The organism is Pseudomonas arsenicoxydans (genome assembly GCF_900103875.1).
GTDB lineage: Bacteria > Pseudomonadota > Gammaproteobacteria > Pseudomonadales > Pseudomonadaceae > Aquipseudomonas > Aquipseudomonas arsenicoxydans.
On sequence record NZ_LT629705.1, the window covers coordinates 1,745,001 to 1,770,836 of the forward strand.

27 protein-coding genes, 4 tRNA genes and 2 rRNA genes (1 of these 33 cut by a window edge) are annotated in these 25,836 nt (G+C 54.6%); all 33 read left to right on the plus strand.

What is annotated here, in order from left to right:
• Positions 1–591, plus strand: a 23S ribosomal RNA gene (locus tag BLQ41_RS07895); it begins 2,301 nt to the left of the window's first position.
• A gap of 176 nt (positions 592–767) precedes the next feature.
• A 5S ribosomal RNA gene (rrf, locus tag BLQ41_RS07900) occupies positions 768–883 on the plus strand.
• A gap of 136 nt (positions 884–1,019) precedes the next feature.
• Entirely contained in the window at positions 1,020–1,979 is a 960-nt protein-coding gene (birA, locus tag BLQ41_RS07905; RefSeq protein ID WP_090179209.1) for a bifunctional biotin--[acetyl-CoA-carboxylase] ligase/biotin operon repressor BirA, read from the plus strand.
• Positions 1,969–2,718, plus strand: coding sequence for a pantothenate kinase (locus tag BLQ41_RS07910; protein WP_090179212.1), 750 nt, complete (start codon positions 1,969–1,971; stop codon positions 2,716–2,718). Before birA ends, BLQ41_RS07910 begins: the two co-directional genes overlap by 11 nt.
• Before the next feature lie 7 nt (positions 2,719–2,725).
• Positions 2,726–3,166 (plus strand): hypothetical protein, encoded by a 441-nt coding sequence (locus tag BLQ41_RS07915; protein ID WP_090179215.1) that lies wholly within the window; start codon positions 2,726–2,728, stop codon positions 3,164–3,166.
• Between the two features lie 142 nt (positions 3,167–3,308).
• Positions 3,309–3,393 (plus strand) — tRNA-Tyr (locus BLQ41_RS07920).
• 24 nt (positions 3,394–3,417) lie between these two features.
• Positions 3,418–3,491: transfer RNA gene (locus BLQ41_RS07925), tRNA-Gly, on the plus strand.
• A gap of 26 nt (positions 3,492–3,517) precedes the next feature.
• Positions 3,518–3,593: transfer RNA gene (locus tag BLQ41_RS07930), tRNA-Thr, on the plus strand.
• Positions 3,594–3,767: 174 nt separating this feature from the next.
• Positions 3,768–3,843, plus strand: a tRNA-Trp gene (locus BLQ41_RS07935).
• A gap of 45 nt (positions 3,844–3,888) precedes the next feature.
• The gene (gene secE, locus BLQ41_RS07940; RefSeq protein ID WP_090179217.1) at positions 3,889–4,257 is read left to right on the plus strand and encodes a preprotein translocase subunit SecE; all 369 of its coding nucleotides are present in this window, start codon (positions 3,889–3,891) and stop codon (positions 4,255–4,257) included.
• A gap of 9 nt (positions 4,258–4,266) precedes the next feature.
• A complete protein-coding gene (gene nusG / locus BLQ41_RS07945) occupies positions 4,267–4,800 on the plus strand; it encodes a transcription termination/antitermination protein NusG (RefSeq protein ID WP_007896622.1) in 534 nt (177 codons plus the stop codon).
• Between the two features lie 117 nt (positions 4,801–4,917).
• Positions 4,918–5,349: a 50S ribosomal protein L11 gene (gene rplK / locus BLQ41_RS07950; protein ID WP_003210097.1), complete on the plus strand. Its 432-nt coding sequence runs from the start codon at positions 4,918–4,920 to the stop codon at positions 5,347–5,349.
• Positions 5,349–6,044 (plus strand): 50S ribosomal protein L1, encoded by a 696-nt coding sequence (gene rplA / locus BLQ41_RS07955; protein ID WP_007896626.1) that lies wholly within the window; start codon positions 5,349–5,351, stop codon positions 6,042–6,044. Before rplK ends, rplA begins: the two co-directional genes overlap by 1 nt.
• A 198-nt stretch (positions 6,045–6,242) precedes the next feature.
• Positions 6,243–6,743 carry a 50S ribosomal protein L10 gene (gene rplJ / locus BLQ41_RS07960; RefSeq protein WP_007946141.1) on the plus strand — a complete coding sequence of 167 codons (501 nt, stop codon included), beginning with the start codon at positions 6,243–6,245 and terminating at the stop codon, positions 6,741–6,743.
• Between the two features lie 78 nt (positions 6,744–6,821).
• Positions 6,822–7,187 (plus strand): 50S ribosomal protein L7/L12, encoded by a 366-nt coding sequence (rplL, locus tag BLQ41_RS07965; RefSeq protein WP_007946140.1) that lies wholly within the window; start codon positions 6,822–6,824, stop codon positions 7,185–7,187.
• A 220-nt stretch (positions 7,188–7,407) separates the two neighbouring features.
• A complete protein-coding gene (gene rpoB, locus BLQ41_RS07970) occupies positions 7,408–11,481 on the plus strand; it encodes a DNA-directed RNA polymerase subunit beta (protein WP_010467260.1) in 4,074 nt (1,357 codons plus the stop codon).
• Between the two features lie 64 nt (positions 11,482–11,545).
• Entirely contained in the window at positions 11,546–15,745 is a 4,200-nt protein-coding gene (rpoC, locus tag BLQ41_RS07975) for a DNA-directed RNA polymerase subunit beta' (RefSeq protein WP_008145492.1), read from the plus strand.
• A 216-nt stretch (positions 15,746–15,961) separates the two neighbouring features.
• The gene (gene rpsL / locus BLQ41_RS07980) at positions 15,962–16,333 is read left to right on the plus strand and encodes a 30S ribosomal protein S12 (RefSeq protein ID WP_002555494.1); all 372 of its coding nucleotides are present in this window, start codon (positions 15,962–15,964) and stop codon (positions 16,331–16,333) included.
• A 118-nt stretch (positions 16,334–16,451) separates the two neighbouring features.
• A complete protein-coding gene (gene rpsG / locus BLQ41_RS07985; RefSeq protein WP_002555493.1) occupies positions 16,452–16,922 on the plus strand; it encodes a 30S ribosomal protein S7 in 471 nt (156 codons plus the stop codon).
• A gap of 30 nt (positions 16,923–16,952) precedes the next feature.
• Positions 16,953–19,058 (plus strand): elongation factor G, encoded by a 2,106-nt coding sequence (gene fusA, locus BLQ41_RS07990; protein WP_090179220.1) that lies wholly within the window; start codon positions 16,953–16,955, stop codon positions 19,056–19,058.
• A gap of 31 nt (positions 19,059–19,089) precedes the next feature.
• The gene (gene tuf / locus BLQ41_RS07995) at positions 19,090–20,283 is read left to right on the plus strand and encodes an elongation factor Tu (protein ID WP_027924378.1); all 1,194 of its coding nucleotides are present in this window, start codon (positions 19,090–19,092) and stop codon (positions 20,281–20,283) included.
• 156 nt (positions 20,284–20,439) lie between these two features.
• Complete coding sequence (rpsJ, locus tag BLQ41_RS08000; protein ID WP_003186070.1) at positions 20,440–20,751, plus strand: 30S ribosomal protein S10; 312 nt, start codon at positions 20,440–20,442, stop codon at positions 20,749–20,751.
• 80 nt (positions 20,752–20,831) lie between these two features.
• Positions 20,832–21,467, plus strand: a complete 636-nt coding sequence (gene rplC / locus BLQ41_RS08005; RefSeq protein WP_003186059.1) for a 50S ribosomal protein L3 — start codon at positions 20,832–20,834, stop codon at positions 21,465–21,467.
• Between the two features lie 12 nt (positions 21,468–21,479).
• Positions 21,480–22,082, plus strand: coding sequence for a 50S ribosomal protein L4 (gene rplD / locus BLQ41_RS08010; protein ID WP_007896707.1), 603 nt, complete (start codon positions 21,480–21,482; stop codon positions 22,080–22,082).
• Positions 22,079–22,378, plus strand: coding sequence for a 50S ribosomal protein L23 (gene rplW / locus BLQ41_RS08015; RefSeq protein ID WP_002555488.1), 300 nt, complete (start codon positions 22,079–22,081; stop codon positions 22,376–22,378). Before rplD ends, rplW begins: the two co-directional genes overlap by 4 nt.
• 14 nt (positions 22,379–22,392) lie before the next feature.
• Positions 22,393–23,217 carry a 50S ribosomal protein L2 gene (gene rplB, locus BLQ41_RS08020; protein ID WP_003176423.1) on the plus strand — a complete coding sequence of 275 codons (825 nt, stop codon included), beginning with the start codon at positions 22,393–22,395 and terminating at the stop codon, positions 23,215–23,217.
• Between the two features lie 16 nt (positions 23,218–23,233).
• Complete coding sequence (rpsS, locus tag BLQ41_RS08025; protein ID WP_002555486.1) at positions 23,234–23,509, plus strand: 30S ribosomal protein S19; 276 nt, start codon at positions 23,234–23,236, stop codon at positions 23,507–23,509.
• A gap of 13 nt (positions 23,510–23,522) precedes the next feature.
• Entirely contained in the window at positions 23,523–23,855 is a 333-nt protein-coding gene (gene rplV / locus BLQ41_RS08030; RefSeq protein WP_003103908.1) for a 50S ribosomal protein L22, read from the plus strand.
• A 13-nt stretch (positions 23,856–23,868) separates the two neighbouring features.
• Positions 23,869–24,555: a 30S ribosomal protein S3 gene (gene rpsC, locus BLQ41_RS08035; RefSeq protein WP_003176422.1), complete on the plus strand. Its 687-nt coding sequence runs from the start codon at positions 23,869–23,871 to the stop codon at positions 24,553–24,555.
• A 12-nt stretch (positions 24,556–24,567) separates the two neighbouring features.
• Positions 24,568–24,981, plus strand: coding sequence for a 50S ribosomal protein L16 (gene rplP, locus BLQ41_RS08040; RefSeq protein ID WP_008145497.1), 414 nt, complete (start codon positions 24,568–24,570; stop codon positions 24,979–24,981).
• On the plus strand, positions 24,981–25,172 hold the full coding sequence (gene rpmC, locus BLQ41_RS08045) for a 50S ribosomal protein L29 (RefSeq protein WP_008030901.1): 192 nt from the start codon (positions 24,981–24,983) through the stop codon (positions 25,170–25,172). The genes rplP and rpmC overlap by 1 nt, the downstream gene beginning before the upstream one ends.
• 2 nt (positions 25,173–25,174) lie before the next feature.
• Positions 25,175–25,441 carry a 30S ribosomal protein S17 gene (gene rpsQ, locus BLQ41_RS08050; protein ID WP_003176419.1) on the plus strand — a complete coding sequence of 89 codons (267 nt, stop codon included), beginning with the start codon at positions 25,175–25,177 and terminating at the stop codon, positions 25,439–25,441.
• A 23-nt stretch (positions 25,442–25,464) separates the two neighbouring features.
• A complete protein-coding gene (gene rplN, locus BLQ41_RS08055) occupies positions 25,465–25,833 on the plus strand; it encodes a 50S ribosomal protein L14 (RefSeq protein ID WP_002555479.1) in 369 nt (122 codons plus the stop codon).
• Positions 25,834–25,836: the final 3 nt, after the last annotated feature.

Genomic DNA, 25,836 nt, shown 5'->3' on the forward strand with positions numbered 1-25,836 from the left:
GGTCGTAGAGTATAAAGGCAAAAGCGCGCTTGACTGCGAGACAGACACGTCGAGCAGGTACGAAAGTAGGTCTTAGTGATCCGGTGGTTCTGTATGGAAGGGCCATCGCTCAACGGATAAAAGGTACTCCGGGGATAACAGGCTGATACCGCCCAAGAGTTCATATCGACGGCGGTGTTTGGCACCTCGATGTCGGCTCATCACATCCTGGGGCTGAAGCCGGTCCCAAGGGTATGGCTGTTCGCCATTTAAAGTGGTACGCGAGCTGGGTTTAGAACGTCGTGAGACAGTTCGGTCCCTATCTGCCGTGGACGTTTGAGATTTGAGAGGGGCTGCTCCTAGTACGAGAGGACCGGAGTGGACGAACCTCTGGTGTTCCGGTTGTCACGCCAGTGGCATTGCCGGGTAGCTATGTTCGGAATAGATAACCGCTGAAAGCATCTAAGCGGGAAACTAGCCTCAAGATGAGATCTCACTGGGACCTTGAGTCCCCTGAAGGGCCGTCGAAGACTACGACGTTGATAGGTTGGGTGTGTAAGCGCTGTGAGGCGTTGAGCTAACCAATACTAATTGCCCGTGAGGCTTGACCATATAACACCCAAGCAATTTGCTTGCTTCGAGCTGAAAAGCGAAAGAGCACCAGATTGCGGTGTGTGAAGACGAAACGAACCGAAAGTTCGAGAAGACTCGCAAAACACCGAAAACTATCACATACCCATTCGCTGGAGCGTGACCTCGCAAGAGAGCACGACCTGGCTACCGAATTTCTTGACGACCATAGAGCATTGGAACCACCTGATCCCATCCCGAACTCAGCAGTGAAACGATGCATCGCCGATGGTAGTGTGGGGTTTCCCCATGTGAGAGTAGGTCATCGTCAAGATTAAATTCCGAAACCCCTATCTGCGTATGCAGGTAGGGGTTTTGTTTTGTCCGCAAAAAAATCAGTTCGCCAGGGTTTCTATGCAACGGCTCAGGGCATGGATATCATGCGGACCTCATTCTGAGGCGAGACTTGCATGCTGACGTTGTTAAAGCTTCTTAAGGATGGCCGATTCCATTCGGGTCAGGACCTGGGCGTTGCCTTGGGTGTCAGTCGCAGTGCCGTCTGGAAGCAGCTTCAGCATTTAGAAGCTGAGCTTGGATTATCTATCCATAAGGTCCGTGGCCGCGGGTATCAGTTGGCTGCGCCACTGACATTGCTCGATTCGGCCGATATAAAAGCGCAGGCGGCCGTATGCGATTGGCCAATACTCATCCTCGATTCAGTTGACTCCACCAACGCTGAGGCGTTGCGTGCTGTTGAGCGTGGCCAGACTGCTCCATTTTTAGTGCTTGCCGAGAGACAGACCGCAGGCCGGGGTAGGCGCGGGCGCAAGTGGGCAAGTCCTTTCGCGGAAAACATCTACTACAGCCTGGTATTGCGCATTGAGGGTGGAATGCGGCAGCTGGAAGGTTTGAGTCTCGTTGTCGGGCTTGCTGTAATGCAGACGCTGCGGGCGCTTGGCGTTTCAGGTGCAGGGCTGAAATGGCCTAACGATGTTTTGGTTGGTCAGAAAAAAATCGCCGGAGTATTGCTCGAGTTGGTGGGTGATCCTGCTGATGTGTGTCATGTGGTGTTGGGTGTCGGAATTAATGTGAATATGCAGATGACCGATGAGGTTGATCAGCAGTGGACATCCATGCGGCTTGAGACAGGCAAGGTGTTCGATCGCAATCACCTGGTTGCAGAGTTAGGGGTGATGCTCCGGGCATATTTAAATCGCCATCAGCAGGACGGTTTTTCAGCGATTCATGCTGAGTGGGAGCAAGGTCATATTTGGCAGGGCCGGGCGGTGTCATTAATTGCCGGCGTGAACCGGATAGATGGTGAGGTGCTGGGTATCGACAGTCGGGGTGCTCTGCGTCTGAAGGTGGATGGTGTGGAAAAAGTCTTTAGTGGTGGCGAGCTCAGTCTGAGGTTGCGTGATGATTCTTGAGCTTGACTGCGGTAACAGTTTTATTAAGTGGCGTGTGCTCGGTGCAGATGTCAGAAAGGTGATTGGCGAAGGTATTGTCGACTCCGATCTTGCATTGCTCGAAGGACTGAAGGGGCTTGAGGGGCTTTCTCTCGCCCATTGCCGACTGGTCAGCGTGAGAACTGCAGAAGAAACCGAAGCCTTGATATCGCTGCTGGAAAGCGCTTTTGGTGTTTCCGTGATGTGCGCCGCGCCGGCTAGAGAGATGGCGGGGGTGCGCAACGGTTACGAGGATTTCGAGCGACTGGGGCTGGATCGCTGGCTTGCAATGCTTGGTGGCTTCCATTTGGCCTCTGGGCCATGTCTTGTGCTCGATTTTGGCACGGCTGTTACTGCTGACTTCATAGATGGGGATGGCGGGCATCTCGGAGGATTTATCTGTCCGGGGATGCCATTGATGCGTAACCAGCTCCGTACACATACGCGCCGTATTCGCTATGGTGATCTTGCCGCCGAGCGCGCGCTGGAACGTCTCGTTCCTGGTCGTACGACCGTCGAGGCGGTCGAGAGGGGATGCTCATTGATGCTGAGAGGGTTTGTCCTGACTCAGTTGGAGCTGGCAAGACGTTATTGGGGTGAGAATTATTCTGTGTTTCTCACGGGTGGAGATGCGGGGCTGGTCTCCGAGATTGTGCCTGAGGCCAAGGTGGTTCCGGATCTGGTGTTTGTAGGGTTGGCTATGGCGTGTCCCTTGTCCTGAGGTTTCTATGCGTTGGTTGTTTTTGCTGCTGCTCGTACTAAATGTCTTCTATTACATCTGGCATCAACAAGAGGCTCCGTTGCGTGCGAAGGACGTGACGCCTTTGAGCTTGTACAGGGGAGCGCAGCAGGACATTCGATTGTTGAGTGAGGCGAATGATACGACGCGCGAGAAGGCCAAATCGGCTGTAATAGACAGCGGTTGCCTCTATTTGGGAGGTTTTGCTCGCCAGGAAACTGCCCAGATTGCAGAGAAGCGTTTGGCTGGTATGGATGTGAAGTTTCAATCCTTGCCGAAAGACTCCGCTGACTCTGTCGGTTATTGGGTGCGGATAGCGCCCGAAAGCCGGCGTTTACTGGAAGACTTGCAGCTACAAAACCTTTCCAAAGAATTCAATGAGTTAAAACATAAAATAATGCCCTGCGAGGGGGTTGCACCCGCCGAATAGTTTGCATAGAATGGCGCCCGCTTCGCAGTGAAGACCTTTAACGGTAAGCAGCGTGAAGCGAGGTCAACGCAGCTAACCTCAGGTTTTTAATGAGAAAATGCTTGACAGAAGGCTGGCATGATATAGAATGCCGGCTCGCTTAGGAGGGGTTCCCGAGCGGCCAAAGGGATCAGACTGTAAATCTGACGTCTACGACTTCGAAGGTTCGAATCCTTCCCCCTCCACCATTTTTAGCGAGAGCTGCAAGCCTCGCGGGTATAGTTTAGTGGTAGAACCTCAGCCTTCCAAGCTGATGATGCGGGTTCGATTCCCGCTACCCGCTCCAAGTTTGCAGATTTTGCACAGTGTTACGCTCTTGTAGCTCAGTTGGTAGAGCACACCCTTGGTAAGGGTGAGGTCAGCGGTTCAAATCCGCTCAAGAGCTCCATATAACAAGGCAGATATGAAAATATCTGCCTTTGTTTTAATGGTTGCGGTCGCGCCTTGTTGTTTTTTTGCAGGGCGATCGAGCGGGTGGTTTTGGTGCTGAAGTCAAAGCTGCTGAGTAAATTGTTGTAATGTCTTTTTCGGGCCGGCATAATGGTCGGCCTGATTTTGTTTTAGGTCAGTAGCTCAATTGGCAGAGCGACGGTCTCCAAAACCGTAGGTTGGGGGTTCGATTCCCTCCTGACCTGCCAGATTCACTTGGTGTGTCTGGCTTTCTTTTCACAGGATCTTCATAGATGACTCCTAAAGCTGAAGTTCAAGGCTCTCGCTTCGATCTGCTCAAGTGGCTTGTGGTAGTCGCTTTGGTGGTTGTTGGCGTTGTTGGTAATCAGTATTACTCTGCTTCGCCGATCCTGTATCGCGTACTCGCATTGCTCGCCATTGCTGCTGTAGCTGCCTTTGTAGGCCTGCAGACAGTCAAGGGCAAGTCTTTCTTTGTACTGGTTAAGGAAGCTCGCACCGAAATTCGTAAAGTCGTATGGCCAACTCGCCAAGAAACCACGCAGACCACGCTTATTGTTGTGGCTGTCGTTCTGGTTATGGCGTTGCTGTTGTGGGGGCTTGATTCCCTGCTCGGCTGGCTTGTTTCTTTGATTGTCGGCTAAGGGTGTCCCGTGGCTAAGCGTTGGTACGTTGTGCATGCTTACTCCGGTTACGAGAAGCATGTCATGCGCTCGTTAGTAGAGCGCGTAAAGCTGGCTGGCATGGAAGATGGCTTTGGCGAGATTCTGGTTCCCACTGAAGAAGTGGTTGAAATGCGTAATGGCCAGAAACGCAAAAGCGAGCGCAAATTCTTCCCAGGTTATGTGCTGGTTCAGATGGACATGAATGAGGGTACTTGGCACTTGGTCAAGGATACTCCTCGGGTGATGGGTTTCATCGGCGGTACTGCTGATAAGCCTGCGCCAATCACTGATAAAGAAGCAGAAGCAATTCTGCGTCGCGTTGCTGATGGTAGCGACAAGCCGAAGCCGAAGACATTGTTCGAGCCGGGTGAGTCGGTACGCGTCAATGACGGACCGTTTGCCGATTTTACTGGCACGGTTGAAGAAGTTAACTACGAAAAGAGCCGGATCCAAGTGGCAGTGCTCATTTTCGGTCGCTCTACTCCGGTAGAGTTAGAGTTCAGTCAGGTCGAAAAGGTCTAGCTGAGCAAGCATCCCAACCCCGCAGCCCTAGGCTGTGGGGTTTTGTCGTCACTGGGATAAACGCGCAAGTAACCGGGGAGCCTTTCGAGGCGTTCGAACCCGTAATTGGAGTGCCTCATGGCCAAGAAAATTACCGCTTACATCAAGCTGCAAGTGAAGGCCGCTCAGGCTAACCCAAGCCCACCTGTTGGTCCTGCTTTGGGTCAGCACGGCGTGAACATCATGGAATTCTGCAAGGCTTTCAACGCCCGTACTCAGGGTATTGAACCAGGTCTGCCGACTCCAGTGATCATCACTGTTTATAGCGACCGTAGCTTCACTTTCGAAACCAAGTCTACGCCTGCTTCGGTTCTGCTGAAGAAGGCTGCTGGTCTGACTAGCGGTTCCGCTCGCCCGAACACCGTTAAGGTTGGCACCGTGACTCGTGCTCAGCTGGAAGAAATCGCGAAAACCAAAAACGCGGATCTGACTGCAGCTGATATGGATGCGGCCGTGCGTACTATCGCCGGTTCTGCTCGTAGCATGGGCCTTAACGTGGAGGGTGTGTAATGGCTAAGTTGACCAAGCGTCAAAAGGCTATCGCCGGCAAAATCGAAGCAGGCAAGTCCTACAACTTTGTAGATGCTGCTGCTCTGCTGGCTGAGCTGTCGACTGTCAAGTTCAGCGAGTCGTTCGACGTTGCTGTGAACCTGGGTGTTGACCCGCGTAAATCCGACCAGGTTGTTCGTAGTGCTACTGTGCTGCCACACGGCACTGGCAAGACCGTTCGCGTTGCTGTGTTCACCCAGGGTCCAGCTGCTGAGGCCGCTCTGGCTGCCGGCGCTGACCGTGTAGGTATGGACGATCTGGCTGCCGAAATGAAAGGCGGCGACCTGAACTATGACGTCGTTATCGCATCCCCGGATGCCATGCGCGTTGTGGGTCAGTTGGGTCAGATTCTGGGTCCTCGCGGCCTGATGCCTAACCCTAAAGTCGGCACCGTAACTCCAGACGTAGCTACCGCGGTTAAAAACGCCAAGGCTGGTCAGGTTCGTTATCGCACCGACAAAAACGGCATCATTCACACCTCCGTTGGCAAAGTCGGCTTTGATGCCGTCAAGCTGAAGGAAAACGTTGAAGCCCTGATCGCTGATCTGAAGCGTATCAAGCCAGCTTCCTCGAAAGGTATTTACGTCAAGCGCGTTACCCTGAGCACCACCATGGGTCCAGGTCTGGTCATCGACCAAGGCTCGCTCGACGCGTAAGACACAGATTGGCGCAAGCAATTGCGCCAGTTGAAAGATTGGGGTCCCTGCCTGGCGGGGGCTATCCAAGACCGTAGGCGACGCAAGTCTTAAACCTCAAGCCTACGCAGATGGTGCTCCCGGTTCCTTACCGAATCAGACACCAAAACGACATCCGGCTCAGGCCAGATGAAACGGTAACAAGCAGGAGTTAAACCCGTGGCAATTAATCTCGAAGACAAGAAGGCCATCGTCGCTGAAGTCAACGAGGCTGCCAAAGTTGCCCTGTCCGCTGTTGTGGCTGATGCCCGCGGTGTGACAGTAGGCGCAATGACCGGACTCCGTAAAGAGGCTCGTGAAGCTGGCGTATACGTACGTGTTGTACGTAACACCCTGCTCAAGCGCGCTGTTGCTGACACTGAATACAGTGTCCTCAACGACGTGTTCACCGGCCCGACTCTGATCGCGTTCTCCAAGGATCATCCAGGCGCTGCTGCCCGTTTGTTCAAGGAATTCGCCAAGAGTCAGGATAAGTTCGAGATCAAGGCAGCTGCGTTCGAGGGCAAGTTCCTCGCAGCTAACCAAATCGACGTACTGGCAACACTGCCGACCCGTGACGAAGCTATTTCGCAGCTGATGAGCGTGATTCAAGGCGCTACCAGCAAGCTGGCTCGTATTCTGGCTGCAGTTCGCGAGCAAAAAGAAGCTGCCGCAGCCTAAGGCTGAGCATCTCCTCTCGCGTATTTTTGTTTATTTCGATGGCCGCGTAGGCCGTCCCCCAATTCAGGAAATACAGTAATGTCTATCTCCCAAGAAGATATCCTCAACGCCGTAGCTGAAATGTCGGTTCTGCAGGTTGTTGAGCTGATCAAAGCTTTCGAAGAAAAATTCGGCGTTTCCGCTGCTGCTGCATCGGCTGGTCCAGCTGCTGCTGCTGCCGTTGTTGAAGAGCAAACCGAATTCAACGTCATGCTGCTGGAAGCTGGCGAGAAGAAAGTTAACGTGATCAAGGCAGTACGTGAACTGACCGGTCTGGGCCTGAAAGAAGCCAAGGCTGTAGTTGACGGCGCTCCTGCCATGGTTCTGGAAGCCGTTTCGAAAGATGCCGGTGACAAAGCCAAAGCTACTCTGGAAGAAGCAGGCGCTAAAGTCGAGCTGAAGTAAGCATCGACTTTGCTCCTCCAGCCCGAGCGTAAAGCGAAAGGCTGATGGCTGGTGGCTCTTGCCACCGGCCTTTTTCCGTTATTGGCAGCCGACTGGGTCGGTGCTGGTAGCGAGCTGTAACCACCCGATGCGGTGGCGCAAACCATGGGGTTTGCACGATTTTCTGGCTGCTCCCGTCGGGAGGGGCCAAACAAGCAGGTGACCAAGCTGGGGAACGCTGATGGCTTACTCATATACTGAGAAAAAACGTATCCGCAAGGACTTTAGCAAGTTGCCGGACGTCATGGATGTGCCGTACCTCCTGGCCATCCAGCTGGATTCGTATCGTGAATTCTTGCAAGCGGGAGCGACTAAAGATCAGTTCCGCGACGTGGGCCTGCATGCGGCCTTCAAATCCGTTTTCCCGATCATCAGCTACTCCGGCAATGCTGCGCTGGAGTACGTCGGTTATCGCCTGGGCGAACCGGCATTTGATGTCAAAGAATGCGTATTGCGCGGTGTAACTTACGCCGTACCTTTGCGGGTAAAAGTGCGCCTGATCATTTTCGACAAAGAATCGTCGAACAAAGCGATCAAGGACATTAAAGAGCAAGAAGTCTACATGGGTGAAATCCCCCTGATGACTGAGAACGGTACCTTCGTAATCAACGGTACCGAGCGTGTAATCGTTTCCCAGCTGCACCGTTCCCCGGGCGTGTTCTTCGACCACGACCGTGGCAAGACGCACAGCTCCGGCAAACTGCTGTACTCCGCGCGCATCATTCCTTACCGCGGTTCGTGGCTGGACTTCGAGTTCGACCCGAAAGACTGCGTATTCGTGCGTATCGACCGTCGTCGCAAGCTGCCTGCATCGGTACTGCTGCGCGCGCTCGGCTATACCACTGAAGAAGTGCTCGACGCGTTCTACACCACCAACGTTTTCCACCTGAGCGGCGAAACCCTCAGTCTGGAACTGATTGCTTCGCGTCTGCGTGGTGAAATCGCTGTACTTGATATTCAGGACGAGAAGGGCAAGGTCATCGTTGAGGCTGGTCGCCGTATTACTGCGCGCCACATCAACCAGATCGAAAAAGCCGGTCTCAAGACCCTGGAAGTGCCTCTGGACTACGTCCTGGGTCGCACTACCGCCAAGGCCATCGTGCATCCGGCAACCGGCGAAATCCTGGCAGAGTGCAACACCGAGCTGAACACCGAGATCCTGGCGAAAATCGCCAAGGCCCAGGTTGTTCGTATCGAAACTCTGTACACCAACGATATCGACTGCGGTCCGTTCGTCTCCGACACCCTGAAGATCGACTCCACCAGCAACCAATTGGAAGCGCTGGTCGAGATCTATCGCATGATGCGTCCAGGCGAGCCGCCAACCAAAGACGCTGCCGAGACTCTGTTCAACAACCTGTTCTTCAGCCCTGAGCGCTATGACCTGTCTGCGGTCGGCCGGATGAAGTTCAACCGTCGTATCGGTCGTACCGAGATCGAAGGTTCGGGCGTGTTGTGCAAAGAAGACATCGTCGCGGTTCTGAAGACTCTGGTCGACATCCGTAACGGCAAAGGCATCGTCGATGACATCGACCACCTGGGTAACCGTCGTGTTCGCTGCGTAGGCGAAATGGCCGAGAACCAGTTCCGCGTTGGCCTGGTACGTGTTGAGCGTGCGGTCAAAGAGCGTCTGTCGATGGCTGAAAGCGAAGGCCTGATGCCGCAAGACCTGATCAACGCCAAGCCAGTGGCTGCGGCGGTGAAAGAGTTCTTCGGCTCCAGCCAGCTTTCCCAGTTCATGGACCAGAACAACCCGCTGTCCGAGATCACCCACAAGCGTCGTGTGTCTGCACTCGGCCCTGGCGGTTTGACTCGTGAGCGTGCTGGCTTTGAAGTTCGTGACGTACACCCGACTCACTACGGTCGTGTATGTCCGATTGAAACGCCGGAAGGTCCGAACATCGGTCTGATCAACTCCCTGGCTGCCTATGCGCGCACCAACCAGTACGGTTTCCTCGAGAGCCCGTACCGTGTGGTGAAAGACGCTCTGGTCACCGACGAGATCGTATTCCTGTCCGCTATCGAAGAAGCTGATCACGTGATCGCTCAGGCTTCGGCCACGATGAACGACAAGAAAGTCCTGATCGACGAGCTGGTAGCTGTTCGTCACTTGAACGAGTTCACCGTCAAGGCGCCGGAAGACGTGACCTTGATGGACGTATCGCCGAAGCAGGTAGTTTCGGTTGCAGCGTCGCTGATCCCGTTCCTCGAGCACGACGACGCCAACCGTGCGTTGATGGGTTCGAACATGCAGCGTCAAGCTGTACCAACCCTGCGCGCTGACAAGCCGCTGGTCGGTACCGGCATGGAGCGTAACGTAGCCCGTGACTCCGGCGTTTGCGTCGTGGCTCGTCGTGGTGGCGTTATCGATTCCGTCGACGCCAGCCGTATTGTGGTACGTGTTGCAGATGACGAAGTTGAAACCGGTGAAGCTGGTGTCGACATCTACAACCTGACCAAGTACACCCGCTCCAACCAGAACACCTGCATCAACCAGCGTCCGCTGGTGCGTAAAGGTGATCGGGTTCAGCGCAGCGACATCATGGCCGACGGTCCGTCCACCGATATGGGTGAGCTGGCTCTGGGTCAGAACATGCGCATCGCGTTCATGGCATGGAACGGCTTCAACTTCGAAGACTCCATCTGCCTGTCCGAGCGTGTGGTTCAGGAAGATCGTTTCACCACGATCCACATTCAGGAACTGACCTGTGTGGCGCGTGACACCAAGCTTGGGCCAGAGGAAATCACTGCAGACATCCCGAACGTGGGTGAAGCTGCACTGAACAAGCTGGACGAAGCCGGTATCGTTTATGTAGGTGCTGAAGTAGGCGCAGGCGACATTCTGGTAGGTAAGGTCACTCCGAAAGGCGAGACCCAGCTGACTCCGGAAGAAAAACTGCTGCGTGCCATCTTCGGTGAAAAAGCCAGCGACGTTAAAGACACCTCCCTGCGTGTGCCTACCGGCACCAAGGGTACCGTCATCGACGTACAGGTCTTCACTCGCGACGGCGTTGAGCGTGATGCTCGTGCTCTGTCGATCGAGAAGACTCAACTCGACGAGATCCGCAAGGACCTGAACGAAGAGTTCCGTATCGTTGAAGGCGCAACTTTCGAACGTCTGCGTTCCGCTCTGGTCGGCCACAAAGCCGAAGGCGGCGCCGGTCTGAAGAAAGGTCAGGACATCACCGACGAAGTTCTCGACGGTCTTGAGCATGGTCAGTGGTTCAAACTGCGCATGGCTGAAGATGCTCTGAACGAGCAACTCGAGAAGGCCCAGGCCTACATCGTTGATCGCCGCCGTCTGCTGGACGACAAGTTCGAAGACAAGAAGCGCAAACTGCAGCAGGGCGATGACCTGGCTCCAGGCGTGCTGAAAATCGTCAAGGTTTACCTGGCAATCCGTCGCCGCATCCAGCCGGGCGACAAGATGGCCGGTCGTCACGGTAACAAAGGTGTGGTCTCCGTGATCATGCCGGTTGAAGACATGCCGCACGATGCCAATGGCACCCCGGTCGACGTCGTCCTCAACCCGTTGGGCGTACCTTCGCGTATGAACGTTGGTCAGATCCTTGAAACCCACCTCGGCCTCGCGGCTAAAGGTCTGGGCGAGAAGATCAACCGGATGATCGAAGAGCAGCGCAAAGTGGCTGAACTTCGTAAATTCCTCGACGAGATCTACAACCAGATCGGCGGTCGTAACGAAGATCTGGATAGCTTCTCCGACCAGGAAATCCTGGATCTGGCGAAGAACCTGCGTGGCGGTGTTCCAATGGCCACTCCAGTGTTCGACGGCGCGAAGGAAAGCGAAATCAAGGCCATGCTGAAACTGGCAGACCTGCCGGAAAGCGGCCAGATGCAGCTGACTGATGGCCGTACCGGCAACAAGTTCGAGCGCCCGGTTACTGTTGGCTACATGTACATGCTGAAGCTGAACCACTTGGTAGACGACAAGATGCACGCTCGTTCTACCGGTTCGTACAGCCTGGTTACCCAGCAGCCGCTGGGTGGTAAGGCGCAGTTCGGTGGTCAGCGTTTCGGGGAGATGGAGGTCTGGGCACTGGAAGCATACGGTGCTGCTTACACTCTGCAAGAAATGCTCACAGTGAAGTCGGACGATGTGAACGGCCGTACCAAGATGTACAAAAACATCGTGGATGGCGATCACCGTATGGAGCCGGGCATGCCCGAGTCCTTCAACGTGTTGATCAAGGAAATTCGTTCCCTCGGCATCGATATCGATCTGGAAACCGAATAACACGTGACGCGAATCGAGAGCGGGGCAGGATTGCCCGCTCTCTGCTCCGCCAGGAGGAAAGGCCTTGAAAGACCTACTGAATTTGCTGAAAAACCAGGGTCAAGTCGAAGAGTTCGATGCCATCCGTATTGGATTGGCATCGCCTGAGATGATCCGTTCGTGGTCGTTCGGCGAAGTTAAAAAGCCGGAAACCATTAACTACCGTACGTTCAAACCAGAACGTGACGGCCTGTTCTGCGCCAAGATCTTTGGCCCGGTAAAGGATTACGAGTGCCTGTGCGGTAAGTACAAGCGCTTGAAGCACCGTGGTGTGATCTGCGAGAAGTGCGGCGTTGAAGTCGCGCTGGCTAAAGTTCGTCGTGAGCGCATGGCGCACATCGAGCTGGCCTCGCCAGTTGCCCACATCTGGTTCCTGAAATCGCTGCCGTCGCGTATCGGCTTGCTGATGGACATGACCCTGCGTGATATCGAACGCGTTCTCTACTTCGAGAGCTATGTCGTTATCGATCCAGGCATGACCACCCTTGAAAAAGGTCAGCTGCTCAATGACGAGCAGTACTTCGAAGCGCTGGAAGAGTTCGGCGACGATTTCGATGCCCGTATGGGTGCCGAAGCTGTCCGCGAACTGCTGCACGCTATCGACCTGGAACACGAGATTGGTCGTCTGCGTGAAGAAATTCCGCAAACCAACTCCGAAACCAAAATCAAGAAGCTGTCCAAGCGTCTGAAGTTGATGGAAGCCTTCCAGGGTTCCGGCAACCTTCCAGAATGGATGGTGCTGACCGTTCTGCCGGTTCTGCCGCCAGATCTGCGTCCACTGGTCCCGCTGGATGGCGGTCGCTTCGCGACTTCCGACCTCAACGATCTGTATCGTCGAGTGATCAACCGTAACAACCGCTTGAAGCGCCTGCTTGATCTGTCCGCTCCGGACATCATCGTGCGCAACGAAAAGCGTATGTTGCAGGAAGCCGTCGACGCACTGCTCGACAACGGTCGTCGTGGCCGCGCTATCACCGGTTCCAACAAGCGTCCTCTGAAATCCCTGGCTGACATGATCAAGGGTAAGCAAGGTCGTTTCCGTCAGAACTTGCTCGGTAAGCGTGTTGACTACTCCGGTCGTTCGGTAATTACCGTAGGTCCGACCCTGCGTCTGCACCAGTGCGGTCTGCCGAAGAAGATGGCTCTCGAGCTGTTCAAGCCGTTCATTTTCGGCAAGCTGGAAATGCGTGGTCTCGCGACCACCATCAAAGCCGCCAAGAAAATGGTTGAGCGCGAACTGCCAGAGGTTTGGGACGTTCTCGCTGAAGTGATCCGTGAACACCCGGTTCTCCTCAACCGTGCACCGACCCTTCACCGTCTGGGTATCCAGGCGTTTGAACCGGTACTGATCGAAGGTAAGGCTATCCAGCTGCACCCTCTGGTCTGTGCTGCGTACAACGCCGACTTCGACGGCGACCAAATGGCCGTGCACGTACCGCTGACACTGGAAGCCCAGTTGGAAGCGCGTGCGTTGATGATGTCGACCAACAACATTCTGTCGCCAGCCAACGGTGAGCCAATCATCGTTCCGTCGCAGGACGTTGTATTGGGTCTGTACTACATGACTCGTGAAGCGATCAACGCCAAAGGCGAAGGTCGTGTGTTCGCGGATCTGCAAGAAGTTGACCGTGTGTTCCGTGCCGGCGAAGCCGCACTGCACGCCAAGGTTAAAGTGCGGATCAACGAAACCGTCAACGATCGTGATGGTGGCAGCGTCAAGAACACCCGTATCGTCGACACCACTGTCGGCCGTGCGCTGTTGTTCCAGGTTGTTCCACCTGGCCTGTCGTACGACGTCGTCAACCAGCCGATGAAGAAAAAGGCGATCTCCAAGCTGATCAACCAGTGCTACCGCGTGGTTGGTTTGAAAGAGACCGTGATCTTCGCTGACCAGTTGATGTACACCGGTTTTGCCTATTCGACCATTTCCGGCGTTTCCATCGGTGTTAACGACTTCGTTATCCCTGATGAAAAAGCCCGCATCATCAATGCTGCTACTGATGAAGTGAAAGAGATCGAAAGTCAGTACGCCTCCGGCCTGGTAACCCAGGGCGAGAAGTACAACAAAGTGATCGACCTTTGGTCCAAGGCGAACGACGAAGTTTCCAAGGCAATGATGGCCAACCTCTCGAAAGAGAAAGTCATCGACCGTCATGGCGTCGAAGTCGACCAGGAGTCCTTCAACTCGATGTACATGATGGCCGACTCGGGCGCACGGGGTTCTGCTGCGCAGATCCGTCAGCTCGCCGGTATGCGTGGCCTGATGGCCAAGCCGGACGGTTCCATCATCGAAACGCCGATTACTGCGAACTTCCGTGAAGGTTTGAGCGTACTTCAGTACTTCATCTCCACTCACGGTGCTCGTAAAGGTTTGGCGGATACCGCGTTGAAAACTGCGAACTCCGGTTACCTGACTCGTCGTCTGGTAGACGTGGCGCAGGATCTGGTTGTGACCGAGATCGATTGCGGCACCGAACATGGCCTGGTAATGACTCCGCACATTGAAGGCGGTGACGTTGTTGAGCCGTTGGGTGAGCGCGTATTGGGTCGTGTCATTGCTCGTGACGTGTTCAAGCCAGGTACCGAAGAAATCATCGTTCCTGCCGGTACTCTGGTAGACGAGAAGTGGGTCGAGTTCATCGAGCTGAACAGCATCGACGAAGTGATCGTGCGTTCGCCGATCAGCTGCGAAACCCGCTACGGTATTTGCGCCAAGTGCTACGGCCGTGACTTGGCTCGTGGTCACCAGGTGAACATCGGTGAAGCGGTCGGCGTAATCGCTGCCCAGTCCATCGGTGAGCCGGGTACCCAGCTGACCATGCGTACGTTCCACATCGGTGGTGCGGCAAGCCGGACCTCCGCAGCCGACAGCGTTCAGGTGAAGAATGGCGGTACCGTCCGTCTGCATAACCTGAAGCACGTTGAGCGAGTGGATGGTTGCCTGGTTGCGGTGTCTCGTTCGGGTGAGCTGGCAATCGCTGATGACTTCGGTCGTGAGCGTGAGCGTTACAAGCTGCCGTACGGTGCTGTGATTTCGGTTAAAGAAGGTGACAAGGTCGACGCTGGCGCAATCGTGGCCAAGTGGGATCCGCACACTCACCCAATCGTTACCGAAATGAAAGGTACCGTGACCTACGTGGGCATGGAAGAAGGCATCACGATCAAGCGTCAGACTGACGAATTGACCGGTATGACCAACATTGAAGTACTCGACGCCAAAGACCGTCCAGCTGCCGGTAAAGATATCCGTCCTGCTGTGAAGATGGTTGATGACAACGGCAAGGATCTCTTGCTGCCGGGTACTGACGTAATTGCTCAGTACTTCCTGCCTGCTAACGCCCTGGTTGGTGTAGCGGATGGCGCGAAGATTGCGATCGGTGATGTTATCGCTCGTATCCCGCAAGAAACTTCGAAGACCCGTGACATCACCGGTGGTCTGCCACGTGTTGCCGACTTGTTCGAAGCACGTCGTCCGAAAGAAGCCTCGATTTTGGCTGAAGTCAGCGGCACCATCGCGTTCGGTAAAGAGACCAAAGGCAAGCGCCGTCTGGTTATCACTCCGAACGACGGCACCGATCCGTACGAAGAGCTGATTCCGAAGTGGCGTCACCTGAACGTCTTCGAAGGCGAACAGGTAAACCGCGGCGAAGTTATCTCCGACGGCCCGAGCGATCCACACGACATCCTGCGTCTGCTGGGTGTGAGTGCGCTGGCCAAGTACATCGTGAACGAGATCCAGGACGTTTATCGTCTGCAAGGCGTGAAGATCAACGACAAGCACATCGAGACCATCCTGCGTCAGATGTTGCGTAAGGTTGAAATCGCTGAATCCGGCGACTCGACTTTCATCAAGGGCGACCAGATGGAGTTGACTCACGTTCTGGTAGAGAACGAGCGTCTGGCTGGCGACGAGAAATTCGTTTCCAAGTTCACTCGTGTGTTGCTGGGTATCACCAAGGCGTCGTTGTCCACCGAATCGTTCATCTCGGCGGCTTCCTTCCAGGAAACCACTCGTGTACTGACCGAAGCGGCGGTAACCGGCAAGCGCGATTACCTGCGCGGCCTGAAAGAAAACGTGGTCGTGGGTCGTTTGATCCCGGCCGGTACCGGTCTGGCTTATCACAGCGAGCGCAAGCGTCGCCGTGATGCTGACAAACCGTTGCGCGTAAGCGCCAGTGAAGTGGAAGCTGCACTGACCGAAGCGCTGAACTCGAGCGGTAACTGAGTTCTGCGGTAAATGAGTGTGAGGCCCTGATCATTCCGTTCATCGAATCGCGACAATTTGTCGAGGTTGGATGAGCGGGGAGTTCGGGGCCTTGCCTTGACTGGGGACAAGATCCTCTTTAGACTCTTGTACCCCTAAATTTGGCGGGAATTCGTTCCTGCCATTTTGCTTTTCTTGCAAGACAATAGCGTCGCAAGACAACAGTGGAGCTAGTAGATGGCAACTATCAACCAGCTGGTACGTCAGCCGCGTAAGCGTATCGTCGAGAAATCCGACGTGCCTGCGCTGCAGAACTGCCCGCAACGTCGTGGCGTATGCACCCGTGTGTATACCACCACGCCGAAAAAACCTAACTCGGCACTGCGTAAAGTATGCCGTGTGCGTCTGACCAACGGTTTCGAGGTTTCCTCGTACATCGGCGGTGAAGGCCACAACCTGCAAGAGCACAGCGTGGTACTGATCCGCGGCGGTCGTGTAAAAGACTTGCCAGGTGTTCGTTACCACACCGTACGCGGTTCTTTGGATACTTCCGGCGTTAAAGGTCGTAACCAGGGTCGTTCGAAGTACGGTACCAAGAAGCCTAAGTAGTAGCGGCTTTTTGTAAAAACTGATTTTCTATTTTTCTGAGTCGATAAGAGTAAGGTCGGAGGCGTCCCGAAAGGGCACCGATTCCGAGCGAACCTGAAGACCGTTTGAGGGCTTATCCATGCCAAGAAGACGCGTAGCAGCCAAGCGCGAAGTGCTTGACGATCCAAAATACGGAAGCCAAATCCTGGCCAAGTTCATGAACCACGTGATGGAAAGCGGCAAGAAAGCCGTTGCCGAGCGTATAGTTTATGGCGCGCTGGAAAAGGTTAAAGAACGCAAGAACAGCGACCCCCTGGAAATCTTCGAGAAAGCTCTCGACGCCATCGCTCCGCTGGTCGAAGTAAAGTCGCGCCGTGTAGGCGGTGCTACTTACCAGGTTCCGGTTGAAGTTCGTCCGTCCCGTCGTAACGCTCTGGCAATGCGCTGGTTGGTAGACTTCGCCCGCAAGCGCGGCGAGAAGTCTATGGCTCTGCGTTTGGCTGGCGAACTGTTGGACGCTGCCGAAGGTAAAGGTGCTGCAGTTAAGAAGCGTGAAGACGTGCACCGTATGGCTGAAGCCAACAAGGCTTTCTCGCACTACCGCTTCTAATTTTAGCGTCACTAATTTTGCGAGGGCTTTATGGCTCGTACAACACCGATTAATCGCTACCGTAACATCGGTATCGTTGCTCACGTGGATGCTGGTAAAACCACCACCACCGAGCGCGTCCTTTTTTACACCGGCAAAAGTCACAAAATGGGCGAGGTGCATGACGGCGCCGCGACCACAGACTGGATGGTGCAGGAGCAGGAGCGTGGTATTACCATTACTTCTGCTGCTATTACCGCCTTCTGGCAGGGTTCCGAGAAGCAGCATAAAGACCAATACCGCTTCAACGTCATCGACACCCCGGGCCACGTTGACTTCACTATTGAAGTTGAACGTTCCCTGCGTGTTCTCGACGGCGCGGTTGTTGTGTTCTGCGGTACCTCGGGCGTTGAGCCTCAGTCGGAAACCGTATGGCGTCAGGCCAACAAGTACGGCGTTCCACGTCTTGTTTACGTAAACAAGATGGACCGTGCTGGTGCGAACTTCCTGCGCGTGATCGGTCAGATCAAGCAGCGTCTGGGTCACACTCCGGTGCCAATCCAGTTGGCTATCGGTTCCGAAGACAACTTCCAGGGTCAGATCGATCTGATGGCTATGGAAGCTGTTTACTGGAATGACTCCGACAAAGGCATGGTTCCAGTTCGTAAGCCTATCCCTGCTGAACTGCAGGAACTGGCTAACGAATGGCGCGGCAACATGATTGAAGCTGCGGCCGAAGCCAGCGAAGAGCTGATGAACAAGTACCTCGAAGGTGAAGAGCTCACCAACGCGGAAATCAAGGCCGCTCTGCGTCAGCGTACTATCGCTGGTGAGATCGTTCTGGCTGTTTGCGGTTCTTCCTTCAAGAACAAGGGTGTTCCCCTGGTTCTCGACGCCGTTATCGACTACCTGCCTGCTCCTACCGACATTCCTGCCATCAAGGGTACTGACCCGGATGACGAGACCAAGGAAATGGAGCGTCACGCAGACGACAGCGAGCCGTTCTCGGCTCTGGCGTTCAAGATCGCTACCGACCCATTCGTGGGTACCTTGACCTTTGTTCGAGTTTACTCGGGCGTGTTGGCCTCCGGCGACGGCGTGATCAACTCGGTTAAAGGCAAGAAAGAGCGTGTGGGTCGTATGGTGCAAATGCACGCAAACGCCCGTGAAGAAATCAAGGAAGTGCGCGCTGGTGACATCGCGGCCTTGATCGGCATGAAGGACGTCACCACTGGTGAGACTTTGTGCAACGCTGACAAGCCAATCATCCTGGTTCGCATGGACTTCCCGGAGCCGGTTATTTCGGTTGCCGTAGAGCCTAAGACCAAGGACGACCAGGAAAAAATGGGTATCGCTCTGGGCAAGCTTGCTCAGGAAGATCCATCTTTCCGCGTCAAAACTGATGAAGAGACTGGTCAAACGATCATCTCCGGCATGGGCGAGTTGCACCTGGACATCCTGGTTGACCGGATGCGCCGTGAGTTCAACGTCGAAGCCAACATCGGTAAGCCTCAGGTTTCGTACCGTGAGCGCATCACGAAGAGTTGCGAAATCGAAGGTAAGTTCGTTCGTCAGTCCGGCGGTCGTGGCCAGTTCGGTCATTGCTGGATTCGTTTTGCTCCTGCTGACGAAGGTCAGGAAGGTCTGCAATTCCTGAACGAAGTAGTGGGTGGTGTGGTTCCTAAGGAATACATCCCGGCTATCCAGAAGGGTATCGAAGAGCAGATGAAGAACGGCGTTGTTGCCGGCTATCCGCTGATCGGCCTGAAGGCTACCGTGTTTGATGGTTCCTACCATGACGTCGACTCCAACGAGATGGCGTTTAAGGTGGCTGCTTCCATGGCGACCAAGCAACTGGCCCAGAAGGGCGGTGGTGAGTTGCTTGAGCCGATCATGGCAGTAGAGGTTGTTACACCTGAAGACTATATGGGTGACGTGATGGGCGACCTTAACCGTCGTCGCGGCATGATCCTGGGTATGGAAGATACGGTTTCCGGTAAAGTAATTCGTGCCGAGGTTCCGTTGGGCGAGATGTTCGGTTATGCGACCGACGTTCGTTCCATGTCCCAAGGTCGCGCAAGCTACTCTATGGAATTCAAAAAATACAATACGGCTCCGTCGCACATCGTCGAAACCGTTACCAAAAAACAAGGCTGATTCAGCCCCTTTAGGCTAGGAGTTAATTGTCGTGGCTAAAGAAAAATTTGATCGTTCCCTACCGCACGTCAACGTTGGCACCATCGGTCACGTCGACCACGGTAAAACCACTCTGACTGCAGCTCTGACTCGCGTCTGCTCCGAAGTATTCGGTTCGGCCATCGTTGATTTCGATAAAATCGACAGCGCGCCAGAAGAAAAAGCTCGTGGTATCACCATCAACACCGCGCACGTCGAGTACAACTCGAAGATCCGTCACTACGCTCACGTTGACTGCCCAGGTCACGCTGACTATGTGAAGAACATGATCACTGGTGCTGCGCAGATGGACGGCGCGATCCTGGTTTGCTCGGCTGCCGATGGTCCGATGCCTCAGACTCGTGAGCACATCCTGCTGTCCCGTCAGGTAGGCGTTCCGTACATCGTGGTTTTCCTGAACAAGGCTGACCTGGTAGACGACGCTGAGCTGCTGGAACTGGTTGAGATGGAAGTGCGCGATCTGCTGAGCACTTACGACTTCCCAGGTGACGACACTCCGATCATCATCGGTTCTGCTCGTATGGCTCTGGAAGGCAAAGACGACAACGAAATGGGCACCACTGCCGTTCGTAAACTGGTTGAAACTCTGGACAGCTACATCCCAGAACCAGTTCGTCTGACCGACAAGCCGTTCCTGATGCCAATCGAAGACGTATTCTCGATCTCCGGTCGCGGTACTGTTGTGACTGGTCGTATCGAGCGCGGTATCGTTCGCGTTCAGGATCCACTGGAAATCGTTGGTCTGCGTGACACCACCGTCACCACCTGCACCGGTGTTGAAATGTTCCGTAAGCTGCTCGACGAAGGTCGTGCTGGCGAGAACTGCGGCGTTCTGCTGCGTGGTACCAAGCGTGACGACGTTGAACGTGGTCAGGTTCTGGTTAAGCCGGGTTCGGTTAAGCCGCACACCAAGTTCACCGCAGAAGTTTACGTTCTGAGCAAGGAAGAAGGCGGTCGTCATACTCCGTTCTTCAAAGGCTACCGTCCACAGTTCTACTTCCGTACTACTGACGTGACTGGTAACTGCGAGCTGCCAGAAGGCGTTGAAATGGTAATGCCAGGTGACAACATCCAGATGACTGTCACTCTGATCAAAACCATCGCGATGGAAGACGGTCTGCGTTTCGCTATCCGTGAAGGCGGTCGTACCGTCGGCGCTGGCGTCGTAGCCAAAATCATCGAGTAAGCTCTTTTTGAGTAAGCTTTGATGATTTGAAAGAGCCCCCGCTTAGCGGGGGCTTTTTTATTGGGTTGACACCTATATGGGGCGTCTATAGAATTGCGCCTCCTTTTAACGGGCGTATTGCGCTCGGTGGGAATAGCAGCCGGAGTCTGAAATCCAATGCAAAATCAGCAAATCCGTATCAGGTTGAAGGCTTTTGACCATCGCCTGATCGACCAATCCACCCAGGAAATCGTGGAAACCGCGAAACGTACTGGTGCTCAAGTGCGTGGTCCAATTCCACTGCCTACCCGTAAAGAGCGGTTCACCGTTCTGGTCTCCCCGCACGTCAACAAAGACGCGCGTGACCAGTACGAGATCCGTACTCATAAGCGCGTTCTGGACATCGTCCAGCCAACGGATAAAACCGTTGATGCTCTTATGAAGCTTGATCTTGCGGCCGGTGTGGAAGTGCAGATCAGCCTCGGCTAAGACTCGGTCTTAGTCGTGTAACGCTCTGAAATGGGCGGCCATAGCGGGTGAAAGCCCCGTACACTCATGAGGTTTACAACATGACTATTGGTGTAGTCGGTCGTAAATGCGGTATGACCCGTATTTTCACCGAAGAAGGTGTCTCCATTCCGGTCACGGTCATTGAGATCGAGCCGAATCGCGTCACCCAGTTCAAAACTGAAGAGACCGATGGCTATCGTGCAGTGCAAGTCACTGTAGGCGAGCGTCGTGCTTCGCGTGTTACAGCTGCTCAGGCTGGCCACTTCGCTAAAGCGAACGTTGCCGCTGGTCGTACCGTAATGGAATTCCGTCTTGAAGAAGGCGAGTACCAGGCCGGCGATCTGATCAACGCTGAAATCTTCGCCGCTGGTCAACTGGTTGATGTAACCGGTCAGTCCAAAGGTAAAGGCTTCCAGGGTACGATCAAGCGTTGGAACTTCCGCGGGCAAGATAATACCCACGGTAACTCCGTGTCCCACCGCGTTCCAGGCTCTATCGGCCAGTGCCAGACTCCTGGTCGTGTATTCAAGGGCAAAAAAATGTCCGGTCATATGGGCGCTGAGCGCGTGACCGTGCAGTCCCTGGAAGTAGTGCGCGTGGACGCTGAACGCAATCTGTTGTTGGTCAAGGGTGCTGTTCCTGGCGCTACTGGCGGCAACTTGGTTGTACGTCCAGCAGCCAAGGCTCGCGGTTAAGGGGAAGCTGACATGCAATTAAATGTAAATGACGCTCAAGCGATCGAAGTTTCCGAACTGACATTTGGCGGCGAATTCAACGAGACGCTGGTTCACCAAGCAGTCGTGGCCTACATGGCCGGCGGCCGTCAAGGTAGCAAGCAGCAAAAGACCCGTTCCGACGTTCGTGGTGGCGGTAAGCGCCCATGGCGTCAGAAAGGTACTGGCCGTGCTCGTGCCGGTACTATCCGTAGCCCAATCTGGCGTGGCGGCGGTACCACTTTCGCAGCTCGTCCTCAGGATCACACCCAGAAGCTGAACAAGAAGATGTATCGCGCAGCAATGCGTTCCATCCTTGCTGAGCTGGTGCGTACTGATCGTCTGGTTGTGGTTCAGGACTTCGCTGTTGATGCACCGAAGACCAAAGATCTGCTGAACAAACTGACCGGCATGGGCCTGACTGACGTCTTGATCGTGTCTGAAGTAGTTGATCAGAACCTGTACCTGGCTGCTCGCAACCTGCCACACGTTGATGTACGTGACGTGCAAGGTTCCGATCCAGTTAGTCTGATCGCATACGACAAGGTGTTGATCACCGTGTCGGCCGTGAAGAAATTCGAGGAGCTGCTGGGATGAACCAGGAACGCGTATTTAAAGTTCTGCTTGGCCCGCACGTTTCCGAGAAGGCTACGGTTCTGGCTGACAAAAAAGGCCAGTTCGTTTTCAAGGTTGCAACTGATGCAACCAAGCTGGAAATCAAGAAGGCCGTCGAAAGCCTGTTCAGCGTGAAAGTAGAGCGTGTTACTACCCTGAATGTTCTGGGTAAGAGCAAGCGCACTGCTCGCGGTCTGGGCAAGCGTAATGACTGGAAGAAGGCAGTTATCTCCCTTCAGCCAGGCCAAGATCTCGATTTCAGCAGCAGTGCTGAGTAAGGAAGGGGTGCATCATGGCAATCGTTAAATGCAAACCGACTTCCCCTGGCCGCCGTTTTGTGGTCAAGGTGGTCAACCAGGAGCTGCATAAAGGCGCTCCTCACGCACCGCTGCTCGAGAAAAAATCGAAGACTGGTGGTCGTAACAACAATGGTCGTATTACCACTCGTCACATCGGTGGTGGCCATAAGCAGCATTATCGTCTGGTCGATTTCCGTCGCAACGACAAAGATGGCATCTCTGCCACTGTCGAGCGTATTGAATACGATCCAAACCGTACTGCTCACATCGCTCTGCTGCTGTACGCAGATGGCGAGCGTCGCTACATCATCGCCCCTAAAGGCGTGAGTGCTGGCGACCAGCTGATCGCAGGTGCCTTGGCGCCGATCAAGCCGGGCAACGCTCTGCAACTGCGTAACATTCCAGTTGGTAGCACCGTACACGGCATCGAATTGAAGCCAGGTAAAGGCGCGCAAATCGCTCGTTCCGCTGGTGCTTCGGCTCAGCTGATCGCTCGTGAAGGTGTCTACGTGACCCTGCGTCTGCGTTCTGGTGAGATGCGTAAAGTGCTGGCTGAATGCCGCGCGACCCTGGGTGAAGTCTCGAACTCCGAGCACAGCCTGCGTTCGCTGGGTAAAGCTGGTGCCAAACGCTGGCGTGGCGTTCGCCCAACCGTTCGTGGTGTTGCCATGAACCCGGTTGACCACCCACATGGTGGTGGTGAAGGTCGTACCTCTGGTGGTCGTCATCCGGTATCGCCATGGGGCTTCCCGACTAAGGGCGCGAAGACTCGTGGTAATAAGCGTACCGACAAAATGATCGTCCGTCGTCGCAAGTAAATAGAGGGATACGACAGTGCCACGTTCTCTGAAAAAAGGTCCTTTTATTGATCTTCACCTACTGAAGAAGATCGAAGTGGCGGCGGAAAAGAACGATCGCAAACCAGTTAAGACCTGGTCGCGCCGTTCCATGATCCTGCCACAAATGGTCGGTTTGACCATTGCTGTGCATAACGGTCGTCAACATGTTCCAGTTCTCGTGAACGAAGACATGGTCGGCCACAAACTAGGCGAGTTTGCCGGTACCCGCACATATCGTGGGCACGTGGCAGACAAGAAAGCCAAGCGTTAAGGGGTAAGGAACGATGGAAGTAGCCGCTAAGTTGTCGGGCGCTCGAATCTCCGCCCAGAAAGCCCGCTTGGTCGCCGACCAGATCCGCGGGAAGAAGGTGGGCGAAGCGCTCAACCTGTTGGCTTTCAGCAGTAAGAAAGCCGCCGAGATCATGAAGAAAGTGCTGGAGTCGGCCGTAGCCAACGCCGAGCATAACGAAGGCGCAGACGTTGATGACCTTAAAGTCAGCACCGTTTTCGTCAACGAAGGGCGTTCGCTGAAGCGAATCATGCCACGTGCCAAAGGCCGTGCTGATCGCATCGTCAAGCGGTCTTGCCATATCACTGTCAAGGTTGCTGACAAGTAACGGAGTCGAAGAGATGGGTCAGAAAGTACATCCCATTGGCATTCGCCTGGGAATCGTCAAGGAGCACACCTCCGTCTGGTACGCAGACGGTCGGACTTATGCGGACTATTTGTTCGCTGATCTGAAGGTGCGTGAGTATCTCCAAGACAAACTAAAAAGCGCGTCCGTAAGCCGTATCGATATCCATCGTCCGGCTCAAACAGCACGTATCACCATCCACACCGCTCGTCCAGGTATCGTTATCGGGAAGAAAGGTGAAGATGTTGAGAAACTGCGTCAGGACCTGACCAAGCAAATGGGTGTGCCTGTGCACATCAATATCGAAGAAATCCGCAAGCCGGAGCTCGACGGTATGTTGGTTGCGCAGAGCGTAGCTCAGCAGCTGGAGCGTCGCGTAATGTTCCGTCGCGCTATGAAGCGCGCTGTACAGAACGCCATGCGCATTGGTGCCAAAGGCATCAAAATCCAAGTGAGCGGTCGTCTCGGCGGTGCTGAAATCGCACGTACTGAATGGTATCGCGAAGGTCGTGTGCCACTGCACACCCTGCGTGCCGACATCGACTATGCCAACTACGAAGCTCACACCACTTACGGTGTGATCGGTGTAAAGGTTTGGATCTTCAAAGGCGAAGTAATTGGTGGTCGCCAAGAAGAACTGAAACCACAAGCACCAGCGCCTCGTAAAAAAGCTGCTAAGTAAGGGGTACGCCAAATGTTGCAACCAAAGCGTACGAAGTTCCGCAAGCAGATGACAGGCCACAACCGTGGTCTGGCTCAGCGCGGTAGCAAAGTCAGCTTCGGCGAGTTCGCGCTGAAGTCTGTAGCTCGTGGTCGTCTCACCGCTCGTCAGATCGAGTCAGCGCGTCGTGCTCTGACCCGTCACGTTAAACGTGGCGGCAAGATCTGGATCCGTGTATTCCCGGACAAGCCTATTTCCAAAAAGCCACTCGAAGTTCGGATGGGTAAAGGTAAGGGTAGTGTGGAGTACTGGGTTGCCCAGATTCAGCCAGGCAAAGTCCTGTATGAAATCGAGGGTGTTACTGAAGAGCTGGCGCGTGAGGCTTTTGCCCTGGCTGCTGCAAAGCTGCCGCTCGCCACTGCCTTCGTTAAACGGACGGTGATGTGATGAAAGCGAACGAACTTCGTGAAAAAGACGCGCCGCAGCTTAACGAGCAACTGCTCGGCCTGCTGCGCGACCAGTTCAATCTGCGCATGCAGAAAGCAACTGGCCAGTTGGGGCAGTCTCACCTGCTCCGGCAAGTTAAGCGTGACATCGCTCGCGTGAAGACTGTGCTCAAACAGCAGGCAGGTAAGTAATCATGGCTGAAGCCGAAAAAACCGTCCGTACGCTGACTGGCCGTGTTGTCAGCGACAAAATGGACAAGACCATCACCGTTCTGATTGAGCGTCGCGTAAAGCACCCGATCTACGGTAAATACGTTAAGCGTTCGACTAAGCTGCACGCGCACGACGAAACCAATCAGTGCCACATCGGCGACAAAGTCACTATTCGTGAAACTCGTCCGTTGGCCAAGACCAAGTCTTGGGCATTGGTTGATGTTCTCGAACGCGCTGTGGAAGTCTAAGGACTAGGGGTCGGAGAAATTATATGATTCAGACTCAATCCATGCTCGATGTGGCCGATAACAGCGGCGCTCGCCGCGTTATGTGCATCAAGGTGCTGGGTGGCTCCCATCGTCGTTACGCTGGTATCGGTGACATCATCAAAGTTACCGTGAAGGAAGCAATTCCTCGCGGTAAAGTGAAAAAAGGCCAAGTGATGACTGCTGTTGTAGTCCGCACTCGTCACGGCGTACGTCGTGCTGATGGCTCCATTATCCGCTTTGATGGCAACGCTGCTGTTCTTCTGAACAACAAGCAAGAGCCGATCGGCACCCGTATCTTTGGGCCAGTGACCCGTGAACTTCGTACTGAGAAGTTCATGAAGATCGTCTCGCTCGCCCCAGAAGTGCTGTAAGGA

Coding starts and splice junctions, on each gene's coding strand:
- birA (WP_090179209.1), top strand. CDS start 1,020: ATGCTGACGTTGTTAAAGCTTCTTAAGGATGGCCGATTCCATTCGGGT.
- BLQ41_RS07910 (WP_090179212.1), top strand. CDS start 1,969: ATGATTCTTGAGCTTGACTGCGGTAACAGTTTTATTAAGTGGCGTGTG.
- BLQ41_RS07915 (WP_090179215.1), top strand. CDS start 2,726: ATGCGTTGGTTGTTTTTGCTGCTGCTCGTACTAAATGTCTTCTATTAC.
- secE (WP_090179217.1), top strand. CDS start 3,889: ATGACTCCTAAAGCTGAAGTTCAAGGCTCTCGCTTCGATCTGCTCAAG.
- rplK (WP_003210097.1), top strand. CDS start 4,918: ATGGCCAAGAAAATTACCGCTTACATCAAGCTGCAAGTGAAGGCCGCT.
- rplA (WP_007896626.1), top strand. CDS start 5,349: ATGGCTAAGTTGACCAAGCGTCAAAAGGCTATCGCCGGCAAAATCGAA.
- rplL (WP_007946140.1), top strand. CDS start 6,822: ATGTCTATCTCCCAAGAAGATATCCTCAACGCCGTAGCTGAAATGTCG.
- rpoB (WP_010467260.1), top strand. CDS start 7,408: ATGGCTTACTCATATACTGAGAAAAAACGTATCCGCAAGGACTTTAGC.
- rpsL (WP_002555494.1), top strand. CDS start 15,962: ATGGCAACTATCAACCAGCTGGTACGTCAGCCGCGTAAGCGTATCGTC.
- rpsG (WP_002555493.1), top strand. CDS start 16,452: ATGCCAAGAAGACGCGTAGCAGCCAAGCGCGAAGTGCTTGACGATCCA.
- fusA (WP_090179220.1), top strand. CDS start 16,953: ATGGCTCGTACAACACCGATTAATCGCTACCGTAACATCGGTATCGTT.
- rpsJ (WP_003186070.1), top strand. CDS start 20,440: ATGCAAAATCAGCAAATCCGTATCAGGTTGAAGGCTTTTGACCATCGC.
- rplC (WP_003186059.1), top strand. CDS start 20,832: ATGACTATTGGTGTAGTCGGTCGTAAATGCGGTATGACCCGTATTTTC.
- rplD (WP_007896707.1), top strand. CDS start 21,480: ATGCAATTAAATGTAAATGACGCTCAAGCGATCGAAGTTTCCGAACTG.
- rplW (WP_002555488.1), top strand. CDS start 22,079: ATGAACCAGGAACGCGTATTTAAAGTTCTGCTTGGCCCGCACGTTTCC.
- rplB (WP_003176423.1), top strand. CDS start 22,393: ATGGCAATCGTTAAATGCAAACCGACTTCCCCTGGCCGCCGTTTTGTG.
- rplV (WP_003103908.1), top strand. CDS start 23,523: ATGGAAGTAGCCGCTAAGTTGTCGGGCGCTCGAATCTCCGCCCAGAAA.
- rpsC (WP_003176422.1), top strand. CDS start 23,869: ATGGGTCAGAAAGTACATCCCATTGGCATTCGCCTGGGAATCGTCAAG.
- rplP (WP_008145497.1), top strand. CDS start 24,568: ATGTTGCAACCAAAGCGTACGAAGTTCCGCAAGCAGATGACAGGCCAC.
- rpmC (WP_008030901.1), top strand. CDS start 24,981: ATGAAAGCGAACGAACTTCGTGAAAAAGACGCGCCGCAGCTTAACGAG.
- rpsQ (WP_003176419.1), top strand. CDS start 25,175: ATGGCTGAAGCCGAAAAAACCGTCCGTACGCTGACTGGCCGTGTTGTC.
- rplN (WP_002555479.1), top strand. CDS start 25,465: ATGATTCAGACTCAATCCATGCTCGATGTGGCCGATAACAGCGGCGCT.